Here is a 26,319-nt window from a genome sequence, read left to right on the forward strand (position 1 = left end):
CAAGAACTGACGCATCACCCTCCGCCGTCAGCAGCCCGCGTCGCCGCTGACGGCGGGGCACATACCCCCGCAAGATCAATGCGGCGCTGCACTAGTGGTGGAAGCCGGTGGCCGCGTTCTTGTCCCGGATCAGCGGGTGCGGCTGGCGGCGCAGTTCGGGCAGCAGGCGGCCGAGGTCCTCGAGGAACAGCTCGGCGAGGTCCGCCGAGAAGCCGTTGCGGCAGACCACGCGCAGCACGGACAGGTCCTGCCGGTTCGGCGGGAAGGTGTACGCGGGCACCAGCCAGCCGTTCTCGCGCAGCCGCCGGGAGACGTCGAACACGTCGAAGGCCTGCACGTCCGGCGCCGTGGTGAAGGCGAACACCGGCAACTGGTCGCCGCGCGTCAGCAGCCGGAAGTCGCCGAGCGCCTCGATCCGTTCGGCGAGGTGGCGGGCCACGTCCCGGGTGGACTGCTGCACCAGCCGGTAGCCCTCGCGGCCCAGCCGCAGGAACGAGTAGTACTGGGCTACCACCTGCGCGCCGGGCCGGGAGAAGTTCAGCGCGAAGGTCGGCATGTCACCGCCCAGGTAGTTGACCCGGAAGACCAGCTCCTCGGGCAGCGCCTCCAGACCCGGCCGCCGCGGAACCCGCAGGACGCGGCGACGAGCAGTGCGGCCAGCTTCACCACGGTCATGGTCGCGAACGGGAGGTCGCGAACTGGCCCGCGACCCCGGCGCCTGGACGGCGGGGCAGTTCGCGACAGGACGCGGGCCGGGGCCGCCGGGGCGGTCGGTGCCTGCTGTGCGGTGTCCTGGGCCACGGGCTCACGATAAGCGGACGAAAGCGACACAACATCCGGAACGAAACGCGCTTGCACCTCACGTGGCGTGAGGAGCCACCGTGGACTGCGTACCGAGAAAGGAGCGGAAGTGAGCTACTCCGTGGGACAGGTCGCCGGATTCGCCGGAGTGACGGTGCGCACCCTGCACCACTACGACGACATCGGCCTGCTCGTCCCGGGCGAGCGCAGCCACGCGGGCCACCGGCGCTACGGCGACGCGGATCTCGACCGGCTGCAGCGGATCCTGTTCTACCGGGAGCTCGGCTTCCCGCTCGAGGAGGTCGCGGCCCTGCTCGACGACCCGGAGGCGGACCCCGGCGCGCACCTGCGCCGCCAGCACAACCTGCTGACCGCCCGGATCGAGAAGCTGAAGAAGATGGCCGAGGCCGTGGAGCACGCCATGGAGGCACGCAGGATGGGCATCGATCTCACGCCGGAGGAGCGGTTCGAGGTCTTCGGCGACCACGACCCCGAGCAGTACGCCGACGAGGTCCAACAGCGCTGGGGTGACACGGAGGCCCACCGGCAGTCCCAGCGCCGTACCGCCTCGTACACCAAGGAGGACTGGAAGCGGCTCACCGAGGAGCAGGACGCGATCCACCGGCGCATGGCGGCGCTGCTCGACGCGGGCACGCCGGCCGGCTCCGGGGCCGCCATGGACGTGGCCGAGGAACACCGACGGTTCATCTCCGGCAGCTACTACGACTGCGGGCACGAGATGCACACCTGCCTGGCACAGATGTACGTCGCCGACCCGCGCTTCACCGCGACCTACGAGAAGATCCGGCCGGGTCTGGCCGCGTACCTGCACGAGGCGATCCTCGCCAACGCCGAGCGGCACACGGCGTAGGAGGCCGGGCCCGGGTCCCCGCACCCGGGCCCTCGGCGGTCACTCCCGGGCCAGGACCACGGCCGTGCCGTAGGCGCACACCTCCGTGCCGACGTCCGCCGCTTCGGTCACGTCGAAGCGGAAGGCCAGCACCGCGTTGGCGCCCCGCGCGCGTGCCTGCTCGACGAGCCGCTCCATGGCCTGGTTGCGGGTCTGCACCAGCGTCTTGGTGAGCCCCTTGAGCTCACCGCCGATCATCGACTTCAAACCCGCTCCGAGCTGGCTGCCCAGATGCCGGGACCGGACCGTCAGCCCGAAGACCTCGCCGATGACCTTCTCCACCCGGTGGCCGGGTACGTCGTTCGTCGTCACGACCAGCACGTCCGGCTGGGGCCCCTGGCCGCCGCCGTATTCCTCGATGTCCATGGCGCACAGCTTGGCGTGAGCGGACCGCCCAGCGCCATCCCCCGGGCACCCGTGGAACCTTGGGCGTATACCTTGCGTTGGTAGCTTTGTGCGGCACCGCACGAGGCCCCGCCTCGACACTTCGACGCCGTACCACCCCAACCCCTCAGGAGTCCGGAACCGTGACGACGCTTGCCCTCGGCCCGAGCTGGCTGGATCCGAACTACCTGCTCAACACGTTCGGCATCTGGGGCCTGCTCCTCATCGTCTTCGCCGAGTCGGGTCTGCTCATCGGCTTCTTCCTGCCGGGTGACTCCCTGCTGTTCACCTGCGGTCTGCTGATCACGTCGAAGCAGCTGGACTTCCCGCTGTGGGGCGCCATCGGCCTGATCTGCCTCGCCGCGATCCTGGGCGACCAGGCGGGCTACATGTTCGGCAAGAAGGTCGGGCCGTCGCTCTTCAACCGGCCCGACTCCCGCCTGTTCAAGCAGGAGAACGTCACCAAGGCGCACGAGTTCTTCGAGAAGTACGGCCCGAAGTCCCTGGTCCTGGCCCGCTTCGTGCCCATCGTGCGCACGTTCACGCCGATCATCGCGGGCGTCAGCGGCATGCGGTACCGCTCGTTCCTGATCTTCAACATCATCGGCGGTGTGCTGTGGGGCGCGGGCGTGACGCTCCTCGGCTCCTGGCTGGGCAACATCGGCTTCGTCAAGAAGAACATCGAGGCGATCCTCATCCTGATCGTCCTCATCTCGGTGGTTCCGATCATCATCGAGTTCCTGCGCGCCCGCTCCAAGGCGAAGAACGCACCCGAGGAGCCGGCCGCCCCGGTCCAGCAGCCCGCCGCCCCGTACCAGCAGCACCCGCAGCAGTTCCAGCAGCCGGTCATGGACGACGCCACGACCCGTCTGCGCCGCATCGAGCCGCCGTACCAGTACGGCAACCAGAACCACCCCCCGCAGGAGCAGCAGCAGTACGGCTACGGCCACCAGTACGCACAGCCGCAGCCGTACCCGCAGCAGCCCTACGGCGAGCAGCAGGGCGACTACGACCAGAACCCGCAGTACCCGGACAACGGCGGCTACTACCGCGCCCCGTAGGGCGCGCCGGCCCGGGCGCCGCGGGTCAGAACCCCCGGGTCCGCTTCGCGGCCCGGCGCCCCGAGGCGGAGGCGGCGCCCGGCACCTTGAGGAACAGCCGGGAGATCTCCGAGCCGAGGTTCACCCCGATCGCGATGGCCATGGCGAGCGACACCGCCTTGGCCAGCGACACCAGCCCGTTGTCGACGTGGTTCTGCGCGATCGACAGCAGACCGAAGTACGTCGCCGATCCCGGTAGCAGCGGCCCGATCGCGGCGGTCGTGTACGGCAGCGCGGAAGCGAACCGGTAGCGGGACAGCAACTGCCCGAACAGGCCCACCAGGCCCGCCGCCACGGCCGTGGACGCCACCGGGGAGATGTTGCCGACGTCGTGCATGGCGCCGTACACCGACCACGCGACACCGCCGTTGAGCGTCACCAGCAGCACGGTGGACCGCTCCTGCTGCAACAGCACGGCGAAGGTCAGCGACAGCAGCATCGCGGCCACGATCTGGAGCACCGGCCGCCGGCTCATGGCGAGCGCGGCGTCCGGGTCGAGCGGGGCGCCCAGCTTCACACCGAAGTACAGGACCAGCAGCACGCCGGTGACGATGCCGACGAAGAAGTACATGACCTCCAGCAGGCGCGCGGAGGCGGTGATGTAGAAGCCGGTCAGCCCGTCCTGCACGCCCGCCACGAGTGCCCGCCCCGGCAGCAGCGCGAACAGTCCACCGGTGATGACGGCGGACGCCTTCACGTCGACGTGCGCCACGGTGAGCGCGACACCGAGCGCGGCCGGCGGCATCGCGGCGACCGTGAACTGGTAGAACTCCGGCAGCCCGCGCCCCGCGCACAGCCACGCCAGCCGGTCGCCGAGCATCGCGCCGAGCGCCGCGGCCACGAAGACGATCAGGTCGCCGCCGACCAGGACGGAGGCCGTGCCCGCGAGCAGCCCGGCGGCCGCGGTCAGCGCCCAGCCGGGGTAGGGGTGCCGGTTGCGGCGGATCTCCGCCAGCCGCCGGTAGGCCTCCTCCAGGGAGAGGTGGGTCTCCGGATCGCTCAGATCGTCGACGAGCCGGAAGACGGCCGCCAGACGCGTGTAGTCGGTGCCCCGGCGGCGTACCGTCCTAGACGCCGTCACGGGGTCGTCGACCAGGGACGGCTGGTGGGAGATCGACAGCAGGGTGAAGGTGACGTTCGGCTCGCAGCGGTCCAGGCCGTAGGAACGGCAGACCGCGAACATCGCCGCCTCCACGTCCTCGGCGCCCTCACCGCCCGCGAGCAGTAGCTCGCCGATACGCAGGGTGAGGTCGAGCACGCGCGGGACGGAGGGGCCGCCCTCCTCCGCCTTCTGCACCGGCTCGGGCGCCGGCCGGTCGGCGACCGGCATGCGCAGCATGGTGCGCATGCGGTCCTGCCAGGGGACGTCCTTGTGCAGGTTGACCGCCGGGATGCCGCCCGCCGGGGTGAAGGCGGGCGGGGCCTGGCGGGCGCTGTAGGTACTCGGCCGGCTGAACGCGGACCCCTCCGGCTCCACGGCCGGCGGCGGCGTGACGTCGAGCCCGTCCGGCACGGCGAACTCGGACGTGGTCTCCGACTCGGGCCCCGTCCTGGGCGCCGTCAGCCCCTCGGGCACGGCGAACTCGGACGTCGAGGACGACTCCCCGTCGGCCGCCGGTACGACCGGAATCACCTGGGTCACCTGCGTCACCGAGGGCCCGGCGGGAACCCTGAACGCGCTCCGCGCCTCGTCCGACTGCGGCTTGCGGTCCTCCGCGTCCGTCACTGAGTAACGCTCCCTGAACGACACCTTCCGTCTGCCTCAGTATGCGCAGACGGAGGTACAGGTACGCGAACGGCCGCACCGCCCCCGTGGGGATGGTGCGGCCCGTGGCAGGCGCGGGGCTCAGTGACCGCCGTGCTCCTGGAAACGCTTGATGGAACGCTCGATCTCCGCCTCGGCGTCGGCGCGGCCCACCCAGTTGGCGCCCTCGACGGACTTGCCGGGCTCCAGGTCCTTGTAGACCTCGAAGAAGTGCTGGATCTCCAGGCGGTCGAACTCCGACACGTGGTGGATGTCCCGGAGGTGCTCCACACGCGGGTCGGACGCCGGCACGCACAGCAGCTTGTCGTCGCCGCCGGCCTCGTCGGTCATCCGGAACATGCCGATCGCGCGGCACTTGATGAGGCAGCCGGGGAAGGTCGGCTCGTCCAGGATGACCAGCGCGTCCAGCGGGTCGCCGTCCTCGCCGAGGGTGTTCTCGACGAAGCCGTAGTCGGCCGGGTAGCTGGTCGAGGTGAAGAGTCGACGGTCCAGGCGGATACGACCGGTCTCGTGGTCCACCTCGTACTTGTTCCGCGAACCCTTCGGGATCTCGATCGTGACGTCGAACTCCACCGGTGGCTCCTCCATGATCAGCACATAGTTCTGGTGGTTAAGTGTCCCTCACGCAGGTGTGTGATCGCGAAAGGGGCTGGTGGTCGTGCCGGAGCTGAGAGCCTGGCGGGCCGCGAGACCGCGCCTGGCCCGTCTCGCACGGGCCGCACGGCCGCGGCTCGTACGGGCCGCGCAGGCCGTGAAACCGCGGGTCGCGCGGCTCGCGGGGGCCGCCGGGCCGCGGCTTGCGAAGCCGAAGACCTGGCAGTACACCGCGGGTGCCGCCACGGCCGGGCTGGCGCTCGCCGCCGGTGTGGTGACCGCCGCCGGGCCCTGGGACTCCTCCGGCCAGCGTACGGCCGAGCGGGACCGGGCGGCGGCACTGGGCCGCGCGGGTGGCACAGATCACGGTCGCCGGGCCGATACGCCGGATCCGTCGCGTACGTCCGACGCGTCCGGGTCTGCGTCCGACGGCGGGGCGAAGCCCGCGCCCAGCGCCGTCCCGGTGCTCGTGGGCCTCGGCGGCTCCGGCGACCCGGCGCGGCCGGCGTCGGACGCCTCGGCCCTCGCGGCCGCCCTGGACCCGCTGCTGCGGGACTCCGCCCTCGGCACCCGCCGCGCGGCGGCCGTCCTCGACGTCACCACCGGTGAGCGGCTCTACGGCAAGAGCGCCGGCGACCTGTTCGCCCCCGCCTCCACCACCAAGATCGCCACCGCCGTCGCCGCGCTGTCCGCCCTCGGCGCCGACCACCGGCTCACCACCCGCGCCGCCCTGGAGCCCGGCACCGGGAAGCTCGTCCTGATCGCGGGCGGCGACCCCACGCTCACCGCCCGCAAGGACGCCGGGAACCTGGCGAGCCTGCGCACTCTGGCCACCGACACGGCGACCGCGCTGACCAAGCGGCATGTGACCGAGGTGACGCTCTCCTACGACACCACCCTGTACGCCGGTCCCCTCCTGCACCCCATCGGCGTGAACGACAACCTGGCCCCGGTCAGCGCCCTGATGACCGACGAGGGCCGCACCGACGACTCGGCCAGCGGCCCGGCCCCGCGCGTGGCCGACCCGGCGGCGGACGCGGCCCGCGCCTTCGCCGGCCTGCTGTCCGGCCACGGCATCCGGACCACGGTCGCCGGGCCGGCCAAGGCGACCGGCCGCGCGGAGACCCTGGCCACCGTCTCCTCGCCCCCGCTGTCGGAGCTGGTCGAACGGATGCTCACCAACAGCGACAACGACATCGCCGAGGCCCTGGCCCGCCAGACGGCCGCCGCGACGGGTGGGCGGCCGGACTTCGACGGGGGCGCCGCCGCGATCGCCGCCCAGCTGAGGAAACTCGGCCTGCCCCTGACGGGCGCCGCCTTCCACGACGGCAGCGGGCTCAACCGTGCCGACCGGCTCACCGCGGACCTGCTCACGGCCCTGCTGGCCAAGGCGGCCGATCCGGCCGACCCCGGACTCCGCCCGGTCCTCACCGGCCTCCCGGTCGCCGGCTTCACCGGCACCCTGACCAACCGTTACACGGACGGTGCGGCGGGGCTCGTACGGGCGAAGACGGGCACGCTGACGGGCGTCAACACCCTCGCCGGCACGGTCGTCGCCCGCAACGGCCACCTGCTCGCCTTCGCCTTCCTCGCGGAGAACACCACCGGCCCGGAAGCAGCCCAGTCGGCCCTCGACCACGCGGTCACCACCCTGGCAACCTGCACCTGCGACTGACCACCGCGCCCGCCACCGCCGCTCCGGCCCCCGGATCCGTCCGGCCGCAGACCGCCAGTGCCGCGCACCAGACTCACGGAGGCCGCAGCATCACTGCCGCGCGGCTCGCACCAGAGCCGGACTCGCCCCCGCGGCTGCGCCCGACGCGGTCGCCGGGGGCCCAGTGGCCGGGGCGCCGCAGACGGCGGCCGTTCGGGTGAGGAGCTGCCGGGCCGTGCCGGTTCCAGGTCACTCAGCGCACGGCCGTATGGCGGACCCGGGCGGCGCCCCGCCCTACGGGCGGGCACCGGTCCATCGCCGGCCTGGCGCCGCACGGGCGCGGCCGGCGTACCGCGCGTCATCCGGGCATGGGGCCGGACGGCTGCGTCGGCCCCCGCACAGGTCCCCACCGGCCCTCCGCCGCGGCCGCACGGCCGGCGCGGGCCGTCCGGAGCCCGTCCGGCCGCCGCCGCGCGGTGCCGGCCCCACCCGCCGTGAGGCAGGTCCCGGCAGCCCCGATTGGCCCGCCGGGCAACCCGGTGCACCCGGACCACGGTCGGAACACGAAGGGCACCACCCACCCAGCGCCACGGCCTGCCCGCAGCGGCAGCGCTCACGTACCGTTGACACATGACGAGCATCGGTGGTGCGGCAAGTCCCGGGATGGTCGACTGGAATCTCGCGGTCGCGACCGCGACCCGGCTGGTACGGCCGGGCCCCGAGGTGAGCCGGGACGAGGCCCGGGCCGTCGTCGCGGAACTGCGCCGGCACGCCAAGGCGTCCGAGGGGCACGTCCGCGGCTTCACCCGCCTGGGCACACGCGAGGCCCGCGACACCCCCGTACTCGTGGTCGACCGCCCCGGCTGGGTGCGGGCGAACGTCGCCGGGTTCCGCGAGATCCTCAAACCCCTCCTGGACAAGATGCAGGAGCGGCGCGGCAGCACCCCCGGAGGCGCGGTCCTCGGCGCCGTCGGAGGCAAGGTCACCGGTGTGGAACTCGGGATGCTGCTGTCCTTCCTCGCCTCCCGCGTCCTCGGCCAGTACGAGACCTTCGCCCCCGCCACCCGCGACCTGCCGGCCGGCGGGCCCCCCGACTCACCCGGCGGAGGCCGGCTGCTGCTCGTCGCGCCCAACATCGTCCACGTCGAGCGCGAACTCGACGTCGACCCCCACGACTTCCGCCTGTGGGTGTGCCTGCACGAGGAGACGCACCGCACACAGTTCACCGCCGTGCCCTGGCTGCGCGACCACCTCGAGGGCGAGATCCAGTCCTTCCTGGCGGAGACGGACGTCGACCCCATGGCGCTCCTGGAGCGCATCCGCGAGGCCGCCCAGTCGCTCGCCGGCGGCCGCCCCGAGGGCGAGGAGGACGACGGCGGCCACTCCCTGGTCGAGATGGTCCAGAGCCCGGCGCAGCGCGAGATCCTCGGCCGCCTGACCGCCGTGATGTCCCTCCTGGAGGGCCACGCCGACTTCGTGATGGACGGCGTCGGTCCGGACGTCGTGCCGACCGTGGCGGAGATCCGCGAGAAGTTCCAGCAGCGCCGCGCCCGGGGCGCCTCCCGCCTGGACATGGCCCTGCGCAAGCTGCTCGGCCTGGACGCCAAGCTGCGCCAGTACCGCGACGGCGAGCGGTTCGTGCGCGCTGTCGTCGAGCAGGTCGGCATGGACGGCTTCAACCGGGTGTGGACCTCCCCCAACACCCTCCCCACCAAGGCGGAGATCTCCAAGCCGGCGGACTGGATCGCACGGGTGCATCGCAGGGCCGAACCGTGACCGCGTGTGCTACGGCCGGGAGCCGAATCCGGCCTGCGGCAGGCGAACGCCACTTCAATCACTCGTCCGAGGGACCGTGAGCCGTGCGTAGGCGTGCAATGCTCGGGGAACGGCCTGTTTCTGTCACCATCGACGCACTCTGAGTGACCGATATCGGGCTCACCCCCGAAGACTCCGTGAAGGGAACCGGACATGGGTCCCCATCCTGCGGTCGCGGCGATACGCCTGGCGGTACGCCGCGTCCTCCACGACATCCTCGACGAACAGCTCTCGCCCCATCCCGCGCCGGCGACCGCGCACGCCCGGCCGGTCCTCCTTGCCCCGCAGCTCCCCGGGCACCCCCCGCCCGGCGCGTCGACGCCGGGCCGCGTCCCGGCGACCGCGCAGGCCCCCCAGGGCTCGCCGGCCGCGCATGCCGCATCGGCCTCGCCAGCCGCACCGGACACAGCGGCCCCCCACGAGCGTCCGCCGTCGCCGCTCGTGCTCGTGGCCTGCTCCGGCGGCGCCGACTCCATGGCGCTCGCCTCCGCCCTCGGCTTCGAAGCCCCCAAGCTCGGCATCCGGGCCGGCGGCGTCACCGTCGACCACGGCCTGCAAGCCGGCTCCGACCTGCGCGCCGACGAGGTCGTCCAGCGGCTGCGCGCACTCGGCCTGGACCCGGTCGAGGCCGTCACCGTCACCGTCGGCCGCGACGGCGGGCCGGAAGCCGCCGCCCGCGCCGCCCGCTACGCCGCCCTCGACGCCGCAGCCGAGCGCCACGGCGCCCACGCCGTCCTGCTCGGCCACACCCGCGACGACCAGGCCGAGACGGTGCTCCTCGGCCTCGCCCGCGGCTCCGGCATCCGCTCCCTGTCGGGAATGGCCGCGGTCTCGGGGGCCGGCGGCCGTTATCGCCGCCCCTTCCTGCACATCGACCGGCAGACCGCCCGCAAGGCCTGCATGGTCCAGTGCCTGCCCGTCTGGGACGACCCGCACAACACCGACCCGGCCTACACCCGCTCCCGGCTGCGCCACGAGGGCCTGCCCGCCCTGGAGAAGGCCCTCGGCAAGGGCGTCGTGGAGGCCCTCGCGCGCACCGCCCGGCTCTCCCGCGACGACGCCGACGCCCTCGACGTCTGGGCCGGCCACGCCGAGGCCACCGTCCGCGACGACGCGGGCCGCCTGGAGTGCGCCAAGCTGTACGCCCTGCCCCCCGCCGTACGCCGCCGCATCCTGCGCCGTGCCGCCATCGAAGCCGGCGCTCCGGCCGGTTCGCTGTTCGCCCGGCACATCGAGGAAGTCGACCGGCTGATCACCGGCTGGCGCGGTCAGAAGGCCATCAACCTCCCCGGCAGGGTCGTCGCCCATCGGCAGGGTGGCAGACTGGTGATTCGGCAAGGCTGAATCGGGACCCTCCTGCCGGCCCGCTGACGCGGAGTCCGGAGGAGGGCCGTCGACGCCGGTGAGACGACCGAAAGTGATGCGGGTGGACGCGAAAGACATGGGTGCCGACCTCGAGAAGGTACTCATCACCAAGGAAGAGATCGACGCGAAGCTGGCCGAGCTGGCCGCGAAGATCGACGCGGAGTACGCGGGCAAGGACCTGCTGATCGTCGGCGTCCTCAAGGGCGCGGTGATGGTCATGGCGGACCTCGCCCGGGCGCTGTCCACCCCCGTCACCATGGACTGGATGGCCGTGTCCTCCTACGGCGCGGGCACCCAGTCCTCCGGCGTCGTGCGGATCCTCAAGGACCTCGACACCGATATCAAGGGCAAGCACGTCCTGATCGTCGAGGACATCATCGACTCCGGTCTGACCCTCTCCTGGCTGATCTCCAACCTCGGCTCCCGGGAGCCCGCATCCCTGAAGGTGTGCACGCTGCTGCGCAAGCCCGAGGCCGCGAAGGTCGCCATCGACGTGGAGTGGGTCGGTTTCGACATCCCCAACGAGTTCGTCGTCGGCTATGGCCTGGACTACGCGGAGAAGTACCGGAACCTGCCGTTCGTCGGTACGCTCGCACCCCACGTCTACGGCGGCTGACCCCGAAGGGCTCAAGCGCGGTACGTGATCGGGAACCCCGGCGGCCCTGGAGCCGTTGGAGCAAGCAGACGGGTACGCGGGCCCTACTGTGCGGCTTCGAGCCCCAATGCTGGGGTACCGTCAGAAGAACTGTCTTATCAAACTCACTATGGCAGGAGGGACGGGGCGGCACCGCTCCGTATGGATGGACGTGAAGCGATACTTCCGTGGGCCGGTCATGTGGATCGTGCTGGCCGTCCTTGCCGTGGTCGTGTTGATGAATGTCGTCGGTCAGTCCGGCGGCTACAAGACGGTGGACACCGGCAAGGTCGTAGCGGCGATCAATGACAACAGGGTCCAGCAGGCCAAGCTGACCACGGGCGACGAGCAGACCATCAAGGTCGAGCTCAAGGACGGCCAGAAGGTCGACGGCAGCTCGAAGATCCAGGCGAGCTACATCGGCGACCAGGGCGTGACCATCGCCAACACGCTGCAGACCAAGTACCAGGACAAGCAGATCCCGAAGGGCTACACGGTCTCGCCGTCGAAGCAGAGCCCCTTCGTCGGCATCCTGCTCTCCCTGCTCCCCTTCGTCCTCATCGTGGTCGTCTTCCTGTTCCTGATGAACCAGATGCAGGGCGGCGGCTCCCGGGTGATGAACTTCGGCAAGTCCAAGGCCAAGCTCATCACCAAGGACACCCCGAAGACGACGTTCGCGGACGTGGCGGGCGCGGACGAGGCCGTCGAGGAGCTCCACGAGATCAAGGAGTTCCTCCAGGAGCCGGCCAAGTTCCAGGCCGTCGGGGCGAAGATCCCCAAGGGCGTGCTGCTCTACGGCCCGCCCGGCACCGGCAAGACCCTGCTCGCGCGTGCCGTCGCGGGTGAGGCCGGCGTCCCGTTCTACTCGATCTCGGGTTCCGACTTCGTCGAGATGTTCGTCGGTGTCGGCGCCTCCCGCGTCCGCGACCTGTTCGAGCAGGCCAAGGCGAACGCGCCGGCGATCGTCTTCGTCGACGAGATCGACGCGGTCGGCCGTCACCGCGGCGCCGGCCTCGGCGGCGGCCACGACGAGCGCGAGCAGACGCTGAACCAGCTGCTGGTCGAGATGGACGGCTTCGACGTCAAGGGCGGCGTGATCCTGATCGCGGCCACCAACCGGCCCGACATCCTCGACCCGGCACTGCTGCGTCCGGGCCGCTTCGACCGCCAGATCGCCGTGGACCGCCCCGACATGCAGGGCCGTCTGGAGATCCTCAAGGTCCACCAGAAGGGCAAGCCGGTCGCGCCCGACGTCGACCTGTCCGCCGTCGCCCGCCGCACCCCCGGCTTCACGGGTGCCGATCTGTCCAACGTCCTGAACGAGGCCGCGCTGCTCACGGCCCGCAGCGACAAGAAGCTGATCGACAACCACATGCTGGACGAGGCGATCGACCGCGTGGTCGCCGGCCCGCAGAAGCGGACCCGGATCATGTCGGACAAGGAGAAGAAGATCACCGCGTACCACGAGGGCGGTCACGCCCTGGTCGCGGCGGCCTCGCCGAACTCCGACCCGGTCCACAAGATCACGATCCTGTCCCGCGGCCGCGCCCTCGGCTACACGATGGTCCTGCCCGACGAGGACAAGTACTCCACGACCCGCAACGAGATGCTGGACCAGCTCGCCTACATGCTGGGCGGCCGCGCGGCCGAGGAGCTGGTCTTCCACGACCCGACCACGGGCGCGGCGAACGACATCGAGAAGGCCACCGCCACGGCCCGCGCGATGGTCACCCAGTACGGCATGACCGAGCGTCTGGGCGCGATCAAGTTCGGCGGCGACAACACCGAGCCGTTCCTCGGACGTGAGATGGCTCACCAGCGCGACTACTCGGAAGAGGTCGCCGCGCTGGTGGACGAGGAAGTCAAGAAGCTCATCGAGAACGCGCACAACGAGGCCTGGGAGATCCTGGTCGAGAACCGCGACGTCCTCGACAACCTCGTCCTGGCCCTCCTGGAGAAGGAGACCCTGGGCAAGGAGGAGATCGCCGAGATCTTCGCCCCGATCGTCAAGCGGCCGCCGCGGCCCGCCTGGACCGGCTCCTCCCGCCGCACCCCGTCGACCCGCCCGCCGGTGCTCTCCCCGAAGGAGCTCGCGCTGACGAACGGAACCAACGGCTCGACGGCGGCGATCAGCACCGTCAAGTCCACGGCGACGGAGCCCGCCCCGGCCACGGAGCAGGTGCCGGAGGACCGTCCGGACAACTGACCGGAGCCCCGAGCCGGGACGCATCGGCCCCGGAATGTATGCCGCGTTCCCCAGGTTCTAGCCTGGGGGCGCGGCATTTGGCATGTCCGCAGATCAAGACACACAGGAACGAGGCTTCACATGACCGACCCCGTGACGCTGGACGGCGAGGGCTTGCTCGGCGAGTTCGACGAGAAGCGCGCCGAGAACGCCGTGCGCGAACTCCTCATCGCGGTCGGCGAGGACCCGGACCGTGAAGGTCTGCGGGAGACACCGGCACGGGTGGCCCGGGCGTACAAGGAGATATTCGCAGGGCTGTGGCAGCAGCCCGAGGACGTGCTGACGACGACGTTCGACCTGGGTCACGACGAGATGGTGCTGGTCAAGGACATCGAGGTGTTCTCGACCTGCGAGCACCACCTCGTGCCGTTCCGGGGCGTCGCGCACGTCGGCTACATCCCGTCCACCAGCGGGAAGATCACGGGGCTGTCGAAGCTGGCCCGGCTGGTGGACGTCTACGCCCGCCGCCCGCAGGTGCAGGAGCGGCTCACCACCCAGATCGCGGACTCGCTGATGGAGATCCTGGAGCCGCGCGGTGTGATCGTCGTGGTGGAGTGCGAGCACATGTGCATGTCGATGCGGGGCATCCGCAAGCCCGGCGCGAAGACCATCACCTCGGCGGTGCGCGGTCAGCTGCGGGACGCGGCGACGCGGAACGAGGCGATGAGCCTCATCATGGCGCGCTGACGCGGACGGCGCCCGGCCGCGCCCGCCTGCTCACCTGCTCGGGCCGGCCGCCGGCTCACGCCGTCGGTTCCGCCCCCGGCGGGTTCTGGTCGTCGTCCTCCGGGAGCTTGCAGACCCGTTCGAGGAACAGGGCGGCCGCTATCACCGCGATGCCGGTGAGGACCGAGAAGCCGGCGTAGAAGGCCTGGTCGCGGCGGGCGGGGATGTCGAGGAGTTCCAGGAGGGCGACGCCCGTGCCTCCGTACATGCCGGCGACGAGGGCGGCGACCAGGGCGCTGGCCTGACCGAAGACGACCGCGCGGGCGGCCATCATGGGATCGACTCCCTTGGCGCCGGGCCGGCGCTCGCGCTGGGCCTTCAGCCGGGCCCGCAGGGAGAGCGCCGTGGACAAGAGGACCGCGGCGATCAGGGCGAGGACGATGGGGGCGGCCAGCGGGACGCCGGGAAGCGTCCCCACGGCGTTCCACAGCCGGGCGCCCGCCCAGGACAGCACTCCGGCGACGACGAACACGCCTGCCAGCACCCTGATACGCAGCTCTCTCACGGTGTCCCTTCAGCTCCCCCGGACCGCGGTCGGTCGCAGACCTTGCGTCGTCCTGACCTTAACGACTACTCGGGCAGCCGGAGTTCCAGGTCCGCCCGGGGCTCGACGCCCTCGCGGGTGATCGCGGTCAGCAGGTCGGCCACCGCGCCCAGGCCAGGGAGCTGCGCGTCCGGGTCCACGTCGTGCCACGGGGCGAGGACGAAGGCGCGCTCGTGGGCGCGCGGGTGAGGGAGCGTGAGGAGCGGGTCGTCGGAGACGGTCTCCGCGTAGGCGACGATGTCCACGTCGATGGTGCGCGGCCCCCAGCGCTCGTCGCGGACCCGGTTGAAGGCCTCCTCGATGGCGTGGGCGCGCTCCAGCAGTGAGGACGGCGGGAGCGTGGTCTTCAGGACCACCACCGCGTTGAAGTACGACGGCTGGCTGCCGGGCTCGACGCCCCACGGCTCCGTCTCGTAGACGGGGGAGACGGCCTTGATGCGGACGCCGGGGGTGTCCTCCAGGGCGTCGACGGCGCCCTGGAGGGTCTCCAGGCGGTTGCCGAGGTTGGAGCCGATCGAGATCACGGCTCGCTTGGGGTTCTGCAGCGTGGTGTCCGCGGCGTCGACCTTCTCGACGACCGAGGCGGGCACCGGCTGGACGGTCGGGTCGGTGGGCCCTTTGGTGAAAGGCGCGTTCATACTCGGCTCCGGGTGATGGTGACGGTCACGTCGTCGAAGGGAACGGTGATCGGGGCGTCCGGCTTGTGGACGCAGACCTCGACCTCCAGGACCCCGTCGTGCTTCAGACAGACCTGGGCGATGCGCTCGGCGAGCGTCTCGATGAGGTTCACGGGCTCGCCCTCCACCACGGCCACGACCTCCTCGGCCACGATGCCGTAGTGCACGGTCTTCGCCAGGTCGTCGTCGGCCGCGGCCGGCCGGGTGTCGACTCCCAGGGCGATGTCCACGAGGAAGGTCTGGCCCTCCTCGCGTTCCTTGGGGAACACACCGTGATGCCCGCGGGCCCTCAGGCCGCGCAGCGCGACACGATCCACGCGAATCACTCCTGCAATCGTCGGCGGCGACCGGTCCCTGCCGCGTGCGGGCGGCACACCGGTCTGGCACGAATCTACCTGCGGGCACTGACGAAGCCGGGCCGCGGGGAGGCGGGGGCGAGCCGGGTCCGGCAGGTTTCATCGTGTGTTTCCCCTGGAGAACCCGGTTGCTCACGGATCGGTGGGCGGCCCTTTTCCCGAAGTTCGTGATTCCGGCCACTCTGGGTTCCTGCTCCAGGCGCCTACCCACTCAGGCGGGCGTGTCGTCGTCCTCGGCACCGTCGTTTTCGGCCAGAACGGGGGAGGCGTGGTGGGACCAGAGTTTCCAGCCGATACCGGTGCGGCGGAACACGTTGGTGGCGACGACGAGCTGTCCGACCAGCGGGCCGAGCTCGCCGCCGGCCGCGGGGGCGGGGCCGCCGCTGAGGATGTTCTCGGTGCAGGTCACCAGGGCGGTGTCGCCGGTCACCGAGACGTGCACGTCGGTGAGGAAGAACTGGATGTAGTCGGTGTTCGCCATGATCAGCGCGTAGGAGCGCAGCACTTCGCCGCGTCCGGTGAGCACCGGCCAGCCGGGGTGCACGCACGAGATCACGCCGGTGTCGGCCGGATCGTGGTACTCCTCGTCGACGCCCAGGTCGGAGGGGGTGAGCCAGAGCGCGGACAGCTCTTCGAAGTCACCCCGCTCCAGCGCCTCGTAGTAGGCGGTGTTGGCGGCCTCCACCTGCTCGACGTCGGTGTGGGGCGCGCTCACCGGTCTCCTTCGCCGGGGCCGTGCGCACCACGTCTGCCGTCCGCCTGCCCGCCACCGGAGGGGTGCGCCTGGTTCTCCGGTGCGCTCGCGGGGGTGCGTGCCTGTTCCACGGCGCGGGCGACGCGTACCGCGTCCGCCGTCGCGCGGACCTCGTGGACGCGTACGGCCCAGGCGCCGGCGTGCGCGGCGAGGGCGGAGACGGCGGCGGTGGCGGCGTCGCGCTCGCGCGCGGGCGGGGGCGCGCCCTCCGGGCCGGCCAGCACCCGCCCGAGGAACCGCTTTCGGGAGGCGGCGACCAGTACGGGGTGGCCGAGCCCGCGCAGGCGGTCGAGGTGGGCCAGGAGCGTGAGGTCGTGCCCGGCCTCCTTGGAGAAGCCGAGGCCGGGGTCGACGACGACGCGGTCGGCGGCGATCCCGCCCTCCAGGACGGCCTCCACGCGCGCGTGCAGCTCGTCGACGACTTCGGTGACGACGTCCTCGTACACCCCGCGGACGTTGCCGCCCTCCAGGAAGCCGCGCCAGTGCATCACGACGAAAGGGGCGCCCGCGGCCGCCACCACGGGGATCATGGCGGGGTCCGCGAGGCCGCCGCTGACGTCGTTGACGAGGGCGGCGCCGGCGGCGAGCGCCTGCTCGGCGACGCGGGCGCGCATGGTGTCGACGGAGATCGTGACGCCCTCGGCGGCGAGGCCGCGCACCACGGGGATGACGCGCCGCAGCTCCTCGGCCTCGTCGACGCGGGTGGCGCCGGGCCGGGTGGACTCGCCGCCGACGTCGATCAGGTCCGCGCCCTGGGCGACCAGGTCCAAGCCGTGCTTGACGGCGGTGGTCGTGTCGAACCAGCGGCCTCCGTCGGAGAAGGAGTCGGGGGTCACGTTCACGACCCCCATGACCGCGCACCGGCCCCACGTCGGAAGGCCCGCCACGCGGCCGCGCCCGCTGAAGTTGCTCATACGTTCAGCGTAGGCCCAGCCCCCGGCCCCCTCGTGCTGTGGCCCGGGCGGAACGCCCCTGTGCTGGAGGGGGCGGGGGTTCCGCCCGGGCCGGTCGGGGTCATGCCGCGCGTACGTCCCGTTCCGCCACCGCGTGCGCGCAGGGGTCCTGGGCGGCGGAACGGCGGCGCAGGAAGCGCGGCAGCGGGAGGCCGAGGCTGACGAAGCCCTCGGCCTGCATGGCGGCGAAGCCGATGCGGGGCAGGTCCGAGGAGGCGCGGTAGACGACGAACCGCGGCTCCCAGCGGGGCTGGAACTTGGCGTTGAACTTGTACAGCGACTCGATCTGGAACCAGCGGGAGAGGAAGACCAGCAGCCCGCGCCAGGCACGCAGCACCGGGCCGGCGCCGATCTTCTCGCCCCGCGCCAGCGCCGAGCGGAACATGGCGAAGTTCAGCGATATGCGGGTGATGCCGAGCTTCGGGGCGGCCTGGAGCGCCGCCACGATCAGCAGTTCGTTCATGCCGGGGTCGGCCGAGCGGTCGCGCCGCATCAGGTCCAGGGACACGCCGTCCTCGCCCCAGGGCACGAAGTGCAGGATCGCCTTCAGGTCGCCGTACTCGCCGGGCTCCGCGTCCTGCTTGTGGGCGGTGGCGATGAGGCAGTCGCCGTCGGCCGGGTCGCCGATCCGGCCGAGGGCCATGGAGAAGCCGCGTTCGGTGTCGGTACCGCGCCAGTCCTCGGCGGCCCGCCGGACGCGCTCCAGCTCGGTACCGCCGAGGTCACGGACGCGCCGCACCCGTGTTTCGTAGCCGGCTCGCTCGATGCGCTTGACCATCTGGCGGACGTTGCGCATCGCGCGTCCGGCGAGCGAGAAATCCGCGACGTCGACCACCGCCTCGTCGCCCAGTTCCAGGGCGTCCAGGCCGGTCTCCCGGGTCCACACCTCGCCGCCGGTCTCGGAGCAGCCCATCACGGCGGGCGTCCAGGAGTGGGCCCTGGCCTCGTCCATGAAGCGCTCGATGGCACCCGGCCAGGCCTCCACGTCGCCGATGGGGTCCCCGCTGGCGAGCATCACGCCGGAGACGACCCGGTACGTCACCGCCGCCTTGCCGCTGGGGGAGAACACGACCGCCTTGTCGCGGCGCAGCGCGAAGTGGCCGAGGGAGTCGCGGCCGCCGTGCCGGGCCAGCAGCTCGCGCAGCCGGGTCTCGTCCTCCTGGGTCAGGCGTGCCGCCGGATGCTCGGGGCGGAAGGCCAGGTAGACGGTGGTGACGGCGGTGAGCCAGCCGAGGGCGCCGAGGGAGAAGGCGACGGTCCAGGAGGTGTTGCCCTGGTAGTCCACCGGGCCCTCGAAGCCGATCAGGCCGTAGACGACATGGGTCAGCCGGTCCGCCACACTGGGGTCGCCGACCATGCGGTGCGTGTGCACGCTGACGATGATCATGCCCAGGGTCAGCGAGCCGGCGCTCATGAGGACGAAGTTGGCCAGTGCCCGCCAGCGGCTGCGCGGGTCCGGCAGCGCGGCGAACTCGCCGCGGTGGATCAGCAGCGGCGCGAGCAGTGCCAGCGAGATGACCACCCCGACGACGGAGTGCCGGTAGACGAACTCCGCCGCCGCACCGGCCGGCAGCAGGACCACGGCCGCGCGCCAGGCCCGGCGCTTGCGCCGCTTCAGGCCGTGCGCGAGCAGCAGCAACAGCACGCCCACGCTCAGCGAGAGCGCCGCGGCGAACGGGCCGAACGAGCCCGGCAGCACCTCGGCCATGGCGTGCATACGGCTGTGCCGGAAGCGCGGGATGACACCCGCGGCGATGTCCAGGAGGCCGACGACCGCGCAGGCCCTGCCGACCAGCGCGGGGACGGCCTCGGGGCGCGGGCCGCGGAGTATGCGCCGCACCCTGCTTGATCGGTCCGGAACCCCGTCCGACATTTCCCCATCTACCCTGACAGACATCGCATCCCGTAGTTCTGCGAGAGACCTTGAATCCGGTGCCTATCCGGGCATCCGGCGACATTGCGCCCTCTAGGACGGTGTCTCGGGGAGAGAGGTTCACTCCCCGCCGGAAAGTCGGGTCAAAGGGCAGGGAAAGCTCAGGGCAAGCCCTAGCAAGGAAGCGTCGGTGGGCCCCCTGGTCGGGAAATGCAGGCAGGAAGGGCCCATGGGTCTCACGAGCAACAAAGTGCTGGTACTGGCGATCCTCTTCGCCGTGCTGCTGTTCGTCGGCACGGTGTGGCTCTGGCCGCGTCTGGCCCGCCGTACCTGGGGCGCGGTGACCGGACGCGTCGGCCTGCTCCTGGTCACGCAGGTGGCGATCTTCGCCTGCGTCGGACTCGCCGCCAACCAGGCCTTCGGCTTCTACGCCAGCTGGGCGGACCTGTTCGGACGGGAGAACGCGCCGGGGGTCGTCGTGGACAACTCGGCACACGGCAGCGCCGGCGGCCCCCTCCAGGTGATCGGCACCCAGCAGGTGCGGCTGGGCAACGGCGACCGGCCGGACGTCTCCGGCCAGATCCAGCAGGTCGGCATCGTGGGCCGTACGACGCACATCGCCTCGCCCGCGTTCGTCTACCTGCCGCCGGAGTACTTCCAGCCGCAGTACCGGACCCGTACCTTCCCGGCGGCCGTGGTCCTCACCGGCTACCCGGGCACCGCCCAGGCGCTGATCAGCAAGCTCCGCTACCCGCACACCGCGCAGGAGCTCGCCAGGACCGGGCGGATGCAGCCGATGATCCTGGTGATGCTGCGGCCCACGGTGGCGCCGCCGCGTGACACGGAGTGCGCGGACATCCCGGGCGGCCCGCAGACCGAGTCGTTCTTCGCCGAAGATCTGCCTGACGCGGTCCTCGCGCACTACCGGGTCGGAAAAAAACCGGGCAGCTGGGGCATCGTCGGCGACTCCACGGGCGGTTACTGCGCGTTGAAACTCGCCATGCACCATCCCGAGGTGTATGCCGCGGGCGCGGGTCTGTCCCCGTACTACAAGGCGCCCACCGACCCGACCACGGGTGATCTTTTTCAGGGGGACAGGAATCTGCGGAACCGCGCCGATCTGATGTGGAGCATCAAGCACCTGCCGGCGCCCCACACTTCGCTGCTCGTCACCAGCAGCAGGCTCGGCGAGAGCAACTACAGGTCCACGCTCAGGTTCATCGACGCGGTGAAGGCGACGAACAGGACCCGGATCGCGTCCATCATCCTCGACAGCGGCGGCCACAACTTCAACACCTGGCGGCGCGAGATCCCGGCGACGTTGCAGTGGATGAGCGGACTGCTCGGCGACCGCTGAAAATGATCTTGCTGAAACAGCGGCGGAAGTGAAGGAGGACGAGCGGGCCGGGGCGAGGGAAGGCGGGGAAGAAGTCGAGGAAAAACGCGGCCGGAACTCCCGCTGACGCATGAAGGTTTCGTTATGGCTGTCTTTTTGCGGGGCGGCCCGGCATGATTCGCGTACGCGCGGTAGGTTTCTGGCCATGCCACGTGGACGTCACCGCCATTCCCCACCCCTGCACAGGCTGTTGCCTCCTTCGGCGATCGCCGGCGTCTCTGTCGTCTGCGCCCTGGGCCCCTGGGCGTTCACGGACGCGGCGGTGCTGCGGTTGCTCGCCGGGACCGCCGCGGTGACCGCCGTTCTCGGCGCGGTCGTCATGCGCCGCTGGGACGCGCAGGCCGGACGGCGGGTGGCCGACCTCACGCGCGCGCGTGCGAGCGACGAGTGGCGATTCGAGGAACGGGTCGCCGAACTCGAGACCGACCTTGAGGAGTCGCGCGAACTGCGCGGCCGCCTGGAGCAGAAGCTGCGCGCCAGGCGGGCGGAACTCGCGGGGCTGCGCAACGAGCACGCGGCACTGCTGCGGCGGTACGCCACGGCGGAGACCGAGCGCGCGAGTGCGCTGGAGGGCCGCCGCCTGCTGGAGATCGAGACCGGCTCCGACATGCTCGCGCTGCCCGCCGCGCCGACGGCCGCCCCGGACGTCGCGGGCGCGGAGACGCACCAGTCCGCGGCCCCCGCGACCGGGGCCGCCGGCACCGGGCCCACCGAGAAGAAGCCGGAGGCCGCGGCCCCCGGCGTGTTCTCCCCGGAGGGATCCGCGCTGTACCTGCGCGCCGAGACCGCCTTGTCGCGGTTGGGCAGGGGCGGCGCCCGGGCGGCAAGGACGGACGAGGCCACGAAGTCGGGCCCGTCCCGCGAGGATGACACCGCGTCGGAGGCCGATCCGGTGCAGGAAACGGCCGTACCGGCGGACGGCGACGCCGACCTGGATCCCGCGCGGGAGGCCGGGACGGGTGAGACGCCCGAGCACGCGGTCGCCGCGACCGAGGCGGAGGCCGCGTCTGCCGACCGGAGTGATCCCGCCGAGGCGACCGGGGTGGCCGACCCGGCCGAACCGGCCGACCGGACCACCGCGGCCGATCCGGGCGAGCAGGCCGTACCGGCCCCCTCCGCCACGGCGGTCGAGTCGGCCAAGCCCGCGCCCCAACTGCCCTCCGGGCACTTCACCGTGCCGACCGCGGTGGCCGTCGTACCGGTCGCGCCCACGCGGCGCCCGCTGGTCGAGGGCGGATTCGACTTCTTCGGCACGAAGAAGGACTCGTCGGCCACCGAGCCGGGCACCGTCCAGAACGACGACCTCGCCGACGTCGTGGGGCAGGAGGCGCTCGCCCTGCACAAGGCGGAGGCCGAGTCCCAGTACAAGCCGGCCGCCGACCGTCAGATCATCGACCTGACGGCCCACGACGAGACGGAACGAATCGACCTTCCGGGGCTGCGCACCGCGGCCTCCTGACGGCCCCTCCGCGACGCCGGGCGCCCGCCCGGCGTCGCGCTCGGGTCACCCACCGGTCAGGTCATCCACCGGTCAGGTCGCGCGCTCCGGCGGCCCGTGCGCGACCTCTCCGCCTGGGCCCGCAGCAGCCGGGACGCCTCCGGCGCGTCCCGCAGACGGGCCGTCACGGTCTTGTCGGCCCCGTTGTCCACGTGCACGCCGGCGAGGCCCCACACGCGCTGCCAGGGCCCCTGCCGCAGCCGCACGCTCTGCACCTTCGCGTGGGGCACCAGCGCGAGCCGGCGCCGCAGCAGCCCGTGCCGCGCGGCGAACACCGCGTCGGTGACGGCGATCCCGTGCCCGCGCCACCACACCGGCGCGCACCACCGGGCGCGCCGCGGTGGCCGGAGCAGGCAGGAGGCCTGCGGCACCGTCACCCCGGGCAGGACCCGGGCGATCACCGACTCGGCGACCTCCCGCGGAGCGACCGGCAGCAGCACGGAGTTCGACGACCCGGCGACGTCCAGCTCGACCCGCACCCAGCCGCGCCACCGCCACAGCAGCGGTTCCACGATCCGCACGGTCTGCACCCGCCCCGGCGGCACGGTCTCGTGCGTACGGTCCAGCAGCCCCCGGTCGATCCGCAGCCCGTCGGGCGACTCGCTCACCACCCAGTCGTACTCGGCGGCGAAGCGCCCCGCGCTGTTCGCCACGGCGCTGCCGAGCAGCGGCACGACGGCGGCCAGCACCGTCCACAGGCTGTGGGCGGCCAGCCACAGCAGCGGCGGCACGACGGCCGCGGCGACCAGCGACCCCCAGGTCGCGCCGGTCAGCAGCAGCGAGACGGCGATCACGCGCGCGGGTACGCGCACCAGCTCCCGCGCGGGTGCCTCACCGACCTCGTGCGCCGTCTCGGGCGCGAACCCGGCCGCGCGCGCGAGCAGTTCGGCGCGCAGCGCCCTGGCCTCCTCCTCGCCGAGGAAGGCGAGTTCGTCCTTCTTGTCCGTCCCTATGACGTCGAGTTTCAGCTTGGCCACACCCGCGACCCGCGCGAGCAGCGGCCGGGTGACGTCGACGGCCTGGATCCGCTCCAGTCGGATGTGCGCGGTGCGGCGGAAGAACAGCCCGGTACGGATGCGCAGTTCGGTGTCGGTCACCGCGAAGTGCGTGAACCACCAGGACAGAAAGCCGTAGAGGGCGGCCAGGGGTATGACGACCGCGAGCCCGATCAGCAGCGTGGTCGTCGTCAGCCGCGTCAGGTGCCGCTGGGCCTGGTCGGGGTCGTGCACGGCCCAGCCCGTGAGCACGGCGACCGGTGCCCACGCCCGTCTCAGGGGCGTGACGGGATGCAGCCGCCGCTCGGTCACGGGCCGCTCGTCACGCACGGCCGTGTCGCTCGCGGCCTCTTCCGGTGTGCCCCCGTCGCTTCCGGCCTCTCCGCGTATGGCCTCGTCGCCCCCCGCCGCCGTCACAGCCCCGCCGATCGTGCCTGGCCGAGTTCGGTGAGCCGGTCGCGCAGCCGTTCCGCCTCGGCCGGGTCGAGGCCGGGGACGGTCGCGTCGGTCGCGGCGGCGGCCGTGTGCAGCTGCACGGTGGCCAGCCCGAAGTGCCGCTCGACGGGCCCGGAGGTGACCTCGACCAGCTGCATCCGCCCGTAGGGCACGACGGTCTCCTCGTGCCACAGCACGCCCCGGCTGATCAGCAGGTCGTCGGCGCGCTCGGCGTACCGCCACGAGCGCCAGTTGCGGCCGAGCAGCACCCAGCCCCACGCCATCAGCGCCAGCGGCAGCAGGGCGAACGCCGACCAGGCAGGACCGGCCAGCAGACCCGGCAGCACCCCCGCGGCCAGGGCGAACAGGCCCGTCCACACCACCAGCAGCAGCCGGCGCATCCGCAGCAGGCCGCGCGGCAGCGCTCGCCACACCGGCTCGTCCCCGGCCGCCGCCCGTTCGTCCTCCCGGCTCCCCGTTTCCATGCGGCAAGCGTACGTACGAGAGACTGTGTCCATGACTCCTACGACGGAGACCACGGTCGGGATCGGCGGCGCCGCGGAGAGCACCGACATGGTGCTCAACATCGGGCCGCAGCACCCGTCCACGCACGGTGTGCTACGGCTGAAGCTGGTGCTGGACGGCGAGCGCATCACGCGCGCGGAGCCGGTGATCGGCTATATGCACCGCGGCGCGGAGAAGCTGTTCGAGGCCCGGGACTACCGCCAGATCATCATGCTGGCCAACCGCCACGACTGGCTGTCGGCCTTCTCGAACGAGCTGGGCGTGGTCCTCGCCGTGGAGCGGATGCTCGGCATGGAGGTGCCCGCGCGCGCGGTGTGGACGCGCACCCTGCTCGCCGAGCTGAACCGGGTGCTCAACCACCTGATGTTCCTCGGCTCGTACCCGCTGGAGCTGGGCGGCATCACACCGGTCTTCTACGCGTTCCGGGAGCGCGAGGTCCTCCAGAACGTCATGGAGGAGGTCTCCGGCGGCCGGATGCACTACATGTTCAACCGGGTCGGTGGCCTGAAGGAGGACCTGCCGGCCGGCTGGGCCACGCGCGCGCGTGCCGCGGTGGCCGCCGTTCGCTCGCGCATGGACGTCTTCGACGACCTGGTGCTCGGCAACGAGATCTTCCGGGGACGCACCCGGGGCGTGGGCGTCCTGTCGCCGCAGGCCGTGCACGCCTACGGTGTGAGCGGTCCCATCGCGCGTGCCTCGGGCGTCGACTTCGACCTGCGCCGCGACGAGCCGTACCTGGCGTACGGGCAGGTGCAGGACACCCTGAAGGTGGTCACCCGGCAGGAGGGCGACTGCCTGGCCCGCTTCGAGTGCCTGCTGGAGCAGGCCCACAACGCGCTGGACCTCGCCGACGCCTGCCTGGACCGGCTGGCCGAGCTGCCGCCCGGCCCGATCAACCAGCGGCTGCCGAAGGTCCTCAAGGCACCCGAGGGGCACACGTACGCGTGGACCGAGAACCCGCTCGGCATCAACGGTTACTACCTGGTCAGCAAGGGTGAGAAGACCCCGTACCGGCTGAAGCTGCGCTCGGCGTCGTACAACAACATCCAGGCGCTCACCGAGCTGCTGCCGGGCACGCTGGTGGCGGACATGGTGGCCATCCTGGGGTCAATGTTCTTCGTGGTCGGGGACATCGACAAGTAGGGCCGCCGCGTCCGCCTCCGCGAGACCGGCCGGCTGCACCAGCCAGCCGAAGTCGCCGAGCCCGCCCGCCGCGGTGAGTTCGGCGGCCTCCCCGGCCCGCGCGAGGGCGCGCACGTACTCCGAGGGGCGCGTGGAGGCGAGAGTGAGCGGGGGGCGTACGCCGGTGACTCCCAGGGCGTGCAGGGCCTCGCGCTGCGTCAGCAGCCGGGCGCCCGGAGGCGCGCACGCGGCGCACGCGTCCAGAGCCACGTGCGCCGTGATGTCGCACGACCCGTCCGGCACCGGCGCCGTCTCCCGGCCGTCCCGGAAGCCGGTGAGCGTCCCGACGGGCGGTCGCGCGCCGGCCGTGTGCGCGTAGTCGACGGCGACCGCCAGGCCCCGCTCGACGCGCGAGACCGCGGCGGCCCAGGCGGCGTCGCGGGGCAGCCCGATCTCCGCGCGCAGGCCCTGCTCGGCGGGCAGCGGCCACCACCGGGCCAGCCACCGCGCCTGCGCCCCCGACACCGGCTCCCCGAGCCGTTCGGCGCCGTCCCGCCGTACGAGGACCCGCCGGGCCACGCCCGCGGGGTCCACCTCCGCGACCTCCACCGGCACGTTGTCCAGCCATTCGTTGGCGAACAGCAGCCCGGTGATCCCTCGCGGGGCCTGCCCCGACCATGCGATCCGGTCGTCCAGGCCCTCCGGCCGGGCGGCGATCTCGACCGCGTGCACGCGCGTGCGTGCCGCCACGTCCGCCGGCAGCGCGGCGAGCACGCCCGCGGCCAGCTCGCCCCGCCCGGCCGCCATGTCGACGAAGTCGAGCGCCGCCGGGCGGCTCAGCGCCCGGTCGACCCGGCACAGCAGCCGCGCCACGGCCTGCGCGAACAGCGGTGAAGCGTGCACGGACGTACGGAAGTGACCGGCCGGGCCCTCGGGCCGCCGGTAGAAGCCGTCCGGCCCGTACAGGGCCTCCTCGGTCGCAGCCCGCCAGCCGCGCCACTCCTCGGCCCGGCCGTCCGCCGCCTTCTGCGCCGTGGTGCGCGCGGTGCTGTCCGCCGTGGTGCGCGGGGTCCTGTCCGCCGTGTCGTCCGCCACCCCGACAGACTAGGGCGTGTTTCGAAAGTCCCGCCTGCCCCGCGACGCCTGGCACGGCGCCTCGCCGCGTTGTCGGGATCGCCCGCGTACGCCCAGTACGCGG

General features: G+C 72.2%; 23 protein-coding genes and 1 pseudogene. 11 read left to right on the top strand and 13 right to left on the bottom strand.

The features are described from left to right. Positions 1-91: 91 nt before the first annotated feature. A pseudogene (locus tag ACFY4A_RS40375) lies at positions 92-607 on the bottom strand (pyridoxal-dependent decarboxylase); the annotation flags it as partial. A 303-nt stretch (positions 608-910) separates the two neighbouring features. Between ACFY4A_RS40375 and ACFY4A_RS40380 the strand changes: the two are divergent. Continuing rightward, on the top strand, positions 911-1,672 hold the full coding sequence (locus ACFY4A_RS40380) for a MerR family transcriptional regulator (RefSeq protein ID WP_390834303.1): 762 nt from the start codon (positions 911-913) through the stop codon (positions 1,670-1,672). A 39-nt stretch (positions 1,673-1,711) separates the two neighbouring features. Here ACFY4A_RS40380 and ACFY4A_RS40385 read toward each other — a convergent pair whose 3' ends face one another. Next, positions 1,712-2,077: a YbjQ family protein gene (locus tag ACFY4A_RS40385; protein ID WP_390834304.1), complete on the bottom strand. Its 366-nt coding sequence runs from the start codon at positions 2,075-2,077 to the stop codon at positions 1,712-1,714. 161 nt (positions 2,078-2,238) lie between these two features. On the opposite strand from ACFY4A_RS40385, the gene ACFY4A_RS40390 reads away from it, so the two are divergent. Continuing rightward, positions 2,239-3,156 (top strand): DedA family protein, encoded by a 918-nt coding sequence (locus ACFY4A_RS40390; protein ID WP_390834305.1) that lies wholly within the window; start codon positions 2,239-2,241, stop codon positions 3,154-3,156. 25 nt (positions 3,157-3,181) lie between these two features. Here the strand turns inward: ACFY4A_RS40390 and ACFY4A_RS40395 are convergent, their stop codons facing one another. Then, complete coding sequence (locus ACFY4A_RS40395; protein ID WP_390834306.1) at positions 3,182-4,921, bottom strand: threonine/serine exporter ThrE family protein; 1,740 nt, start codon at positions 4,919-4,921, stop codon at positions 3,182-3,184. Positions 4,922-5,041: 120 nt separating this feature from the next. Next, complete coding sequence (locus tag ACFY4A_RS40400) at positions 5,042-5,533, bottom strand: inorganic diphosphatase (protein WP_390834323.1); 492 nt, start codon at positions 5,531-5,533, stop codon at positions 5,042-5,044. 79 nt (positions 5,534-5,612) lie between these two features. Here ACFY4A_RS40400 and dacB point away from each other — a divergent pair, with 79 nt between their 5' ends. The 6 genes from dacB (at position 5,613) to folE (ending at position 13,954) form a co-directional block, all read left to right on the top strand. Continuing rightward, complete coding sequence (gene dacB / locus ACFY4A_RS40405; protein ID WP_390834307.1) at positions 5,613-7,229, top strand: D-alanyl-D-alanine carboxypeptidase/D-alanyl-D-alanine-endopeptidase; 1,617 nt, start codon at positions 5,613-5,615, stop codon at positions 7,227-7,229. A gap of 609 nt (positions 7,230-7,838) precedes the next feature. After that, positions 7,839-8,984: a zinc-dependent metalloprotease gene (locus tag ACFY4A_RS40410; protein ID WP_390834308.1), complete on the top strand. Its 1,146-nt coding sequence runs from the start codon at positions 7,839-7,841 to the stop codon at positions 8,982-8,984. Between the two features lie 192 nt (positions 8,985-9,176). Further along, positions 9,177-10,367 carry a tRNA lysidine(34) synthetase TilS gene (tilS, locus tag ACFY4A_RS40415; protein WP_390834309.1) on the top strand — a complete coding sequence of 397 codons (1,191 nt, stop codon included), beginning with the start codon at positions 9,177-9,179 and terminating at the stop codon, positions 10,365-10,367. A gap of 76 nt (positions 10,368-10,443) precedes the next feature. Further along, complete coding sequence (gene hpt / locus ACFY4A_RS40420; RefSeq protein ID WP_260825569.1) at positions 10,444-11,004, top strand: hypoxanthine phosphoribosyltransferase; 561 nt, start codon at positions 10,444-10,446, stop codon at positions 11,002-11,004. A 184-nt stretch (positions 11,005-11,188) separates the two neighbouring features. Then, a complete protein-coding gene (gene ftsH, locus ACFY4A_RS40425; protein ID WP_390834310.1) occupies positions 11,189-13,228 on the top strand; it encodes an ATP-dependent zinc metalloprotease FtsH in 2,040 nt (679 codons plus the stop codon). 120 nt (positions 13,229-13,348) lie between these two features. Beyond that, entirely contained in the window at positions 13,349-13,954 is a 606-nt protein-coding gene (gene folE / locus ACFY4A_RS40430; protein WP_390834311.1) for a GTP cyclohydrolase I FolE, read from the top strand. 55 nt (positions 13,955-14,009) lie between these two features. On the opposite strand, the gene ACFY4A_RS40435 is transcribed toward folE, so the two are convergent. The 6 genes from ACFY4A_RS40435 to ACFY4A_RS40460 all read right to left on the bottom strand — a co-directional run bounded on the left by ACFY4A_RS40435 (position 14,010) and on the right by ACFY4A_RS40460 (position 19,150). Continuing rightward, positions 14,010-14,498, bottom strand: a complete 489-nt coding sequence (locus ACFY4A_RS40435) for a DUF3180 domain-containing protein (protein WP_390834312.1) — start codon at positions 14,496-14,498, stop codon at positions 14,010-14,012. 65 nt (positions 14,499-14,563) lie between these two features. Next, a complete protein-coding gene (gene folK, locus ACFY4A_RS40440) occupies positions 14,564-15,175 on the bottom strand; it encodes a 2-amino-4-hydroxy-6-hydroxymethyldihydropteridine diphosphokinase (protein ID WP_390834313.1) in 612 nt (203 codons plus the stop codon). Next, positions 15,172-15,531, bottom strand: coding sequence for a dihydroneopterin aldolase (gene folB / locus ACFY4A_RS40445; protein ID WP_390834314.1), 360 nt, complete (start codon positions 15,529-15,531; stop codon positions 15,172-15,174). The genes folK and folB overlap by 4 nt, the downstream gene beginning before the upstream one ends. Before the next feature lie 250 nt (positions 15,532-15,781). Then, positions 15,782-16,285, bottom strand: coding sequence for a nuclear transport factor 2 family protein (locus ACFY4A_RS40450; protein WP_390834315.1), 504 nt, complete (start codon positions 16,283-16,285; stop codon positions 15,782-15,784). After that, the gene (gene folP / locus ACFY4A_RS40455; RefSeq protein ID WP_390834316.1) at positions 16,282-17,238 is read right to left on the bottom strand and encodes a dihydropteroate synthase; all 957 of its coding nucleotides are present in this window, start codon (positions 17,236-17,238) and stop codon (positions 16,282-16,284) included. Before folP ends, ACFY4A_RS40450 begins: the two co-directional genes overlap by 4 nt. Before the next feature lie 100 nt (positions 17,239-17,338). Further along, a complete protein-coding gene (locus tag ACFY4A_RS40460; RefSeq protein ID WP_390834317.1) occupies positions 17,339-19,150 on the bottom strand; it encodes a phosphatidylglycerol lysyltransferase domain-containing protein in 1,812 nt (603 codons plus the stop codon). 229 nt (positions 19,151-19,379) lie between these two features. On the opposite strand from ACFY4A_RS40460, the gene ACFY4A_RS40465 reads away from it, so the two are divergent. Further along, positions 19,380-20,507: an alpha/beta hydrolase gene (locus ACFY4A_RS40465; RefSeq protein ID WP_390834318.1), complete on the top strand. Its 1,128-nt coding sequence runs from the start codon at positions 19,380-19,382 to the stop codon at positions 20,505-20,507. A gap of 184 nt (positions 20,508-20,691) precedes the next feature. Next, positions 20,692-22,005: a hypothetical protein gene (locus tag ACFY4A_RS40470; protein WP_390834319.1), complete on the top strand. Its 1,314-nt coding sequence runs from the start codon at positions 20,692-20,694 to the stop codon at positions 22,003-22,005. A 56-nt stretch (positions 22,006-22,061) separates the two neighbouring features. Here ACFY4A_RS40470 and ACFY4A_RS40475 read toward each other — a convergent pair whose 3' ends face one another. Both ACFY4A_RS40475 and ACFY4A_RS40480 read right to left on the bottom strand, forming a co-directional pair. Then, a complete protein-coding gene (locus ACFY4A_RS40475; protein ID WP_390834324.1) occupies positions 22,062-23,369 on the bottom strand; it encodes a PH domain-containing protein in 1,308 nt (435 codons plus the stop codon). A gap of 83 nt (positions 23,370-23,452) precedes the next feature. Further along, positions 23,453-23,959: a PH domain-containing protein gene (locus ACFY4A_RS40480; RefSeq protein WP_390834320.1), complete on the bottom strand. Its 507-nt coding sequence runs from the start codon at positions 23,957-23,959 to the stop codon at positions 23,453-23,455. 31 nt (positions 23,960-23,990) lie between these two features. Here ACFY4A_RS40480 and ACFY4A_RS40485 point away from each other — a divergent pair, with 31 nt between their 5' ends. Further along, positions 23,991-25,142, top strand: coding sequence for an NADH-quinone oxidoreductase subunit D (locus tag ACFY4A_RS40485; protein WP_390834321.1), 1,152 nt, complete (start codon positions 23,991-23,993; stop codon positions 25,140-25,142). Here the strand turns inward: ACFY4A_RS40485 and ACFY4A_RS40490 are convergent. Continuing rightward, positions 25,107-26,216: an SAM-dependent methyltransferase gene (locus tag ACFY4A_RS40490; protein ID WP_390834322.1), complete on the bottom strand. Its 1,110-nt coding sequence runs from the start codon at positions 26,214-26,216 to the stop codon at positions 25,107-25,109. The two genes, ACFY4A_RS40485 and ACFY4A_RS40490, sit on opposite strands and share 36 nt — an antisense overlap. Positions 26,217-26,319 lie beyond the last annotated feature (103 nt).

It is taken from the genome of Streptomyces sp. NPDC001292, from assembly GCF_042896465.1.
In the GTDB taxonomy this organism is placed as follows: domain Bacteria; phylum Actinomycetota; class Actinomycetes; order Streptomycetales; family Streptomycetaceae; genus Streptomyces.

Bases quoted from the DNA above. Each gene is read 5' to 3' on its own strand.
- folK (WP_390834313.1), bottom strand. From the start codon at position 15,175: ATGAACGCGCCTTTCACCAAAGGGCCCACCGACCCGACCGTCCAGCCG.
- ftsH (WP_390834310.1), top strand. From the start codon at position 11,189: ATGGACGTGAAGCGATACTTCCGTGGGCCGGTCATGTGGATCGTGCTG.
- folE (WP_390834311.1), top strand. From the start codon at position 13,349: ATGACCGACCCCGTGACGCTGGACGGCGAGGGCTTGCTCGGCGAGTTC.
- tilS (WP_390834309.1), top strand. From the start codon at position 9,177: ATGGGTCCCCATCCTGCGGTCGCGGCGATACGCCTGGCGGTACGCCGC.
- ACFY4A_RS40480 (WP_390834320.1), bottom strand. From the start codon at position 23,959: ATGGAAACGGGGAGCCGGGAGGACGAACGGGCGGCGGCCGGGGACGAG.
- ACFY4A_RS40465 (WP_390834318.1), top strand. From the start codon at position 19,380: ATGGGTCTCACGAGCAACAAAGTGCTGGTACTGGCGATCCTCTTCGCC.
- ACFY4A_RS40485 (WP_390834321.1), top strand. From the start codon at position 23,991: ATGACTCCTACGACGGAGACCACGGTCGGGATCGGCGGCGCCGCGGAG.
- ACFY4A_RS40470 (WP_390834319.1), top strand. From the start codon at position 20,692: ATGCCACGTGGACGTCACCGCCATTCCCCACCCCTGCACAGGCTGTTG.
- ACFY4A_RS40410 (WP_390834308.1), top strand. From the start codon at position 7,839: ATGACGAGCATCGGTGGTGCGGCAAGTCCCGGGATGGTCGACTGGAAT.
- ACFY4A_RS40385 (WP_390834304.1), bottom strand. From the start codon at position 2,077: ATGGACATCGAGGAATACGGCGGCGGCCAGGGGCCCCAGCCGGACGTG.
- folP (WP_390834316.1), bottom strand. From the start codon at position 17,238: ATGAGCAACTTCAGCGGGCGCGGCCGCGTGGCGGGCCTTCCGACGTGG.
- hpt (WP_260825569.1), top strand. From the start codon at position 10,444: ATGCGGGTGGACGCGAAAGACATGGGTGCCGACCTCGAGAAGGTACTC.
- ACFY4A_RS40460 (WP_390834317.1), bottom strand. From the start codon at position 19,150: ATGTCGGACGGGGTTCCGGACCGATCAAGCAGGGTGCGGCGCATACTC.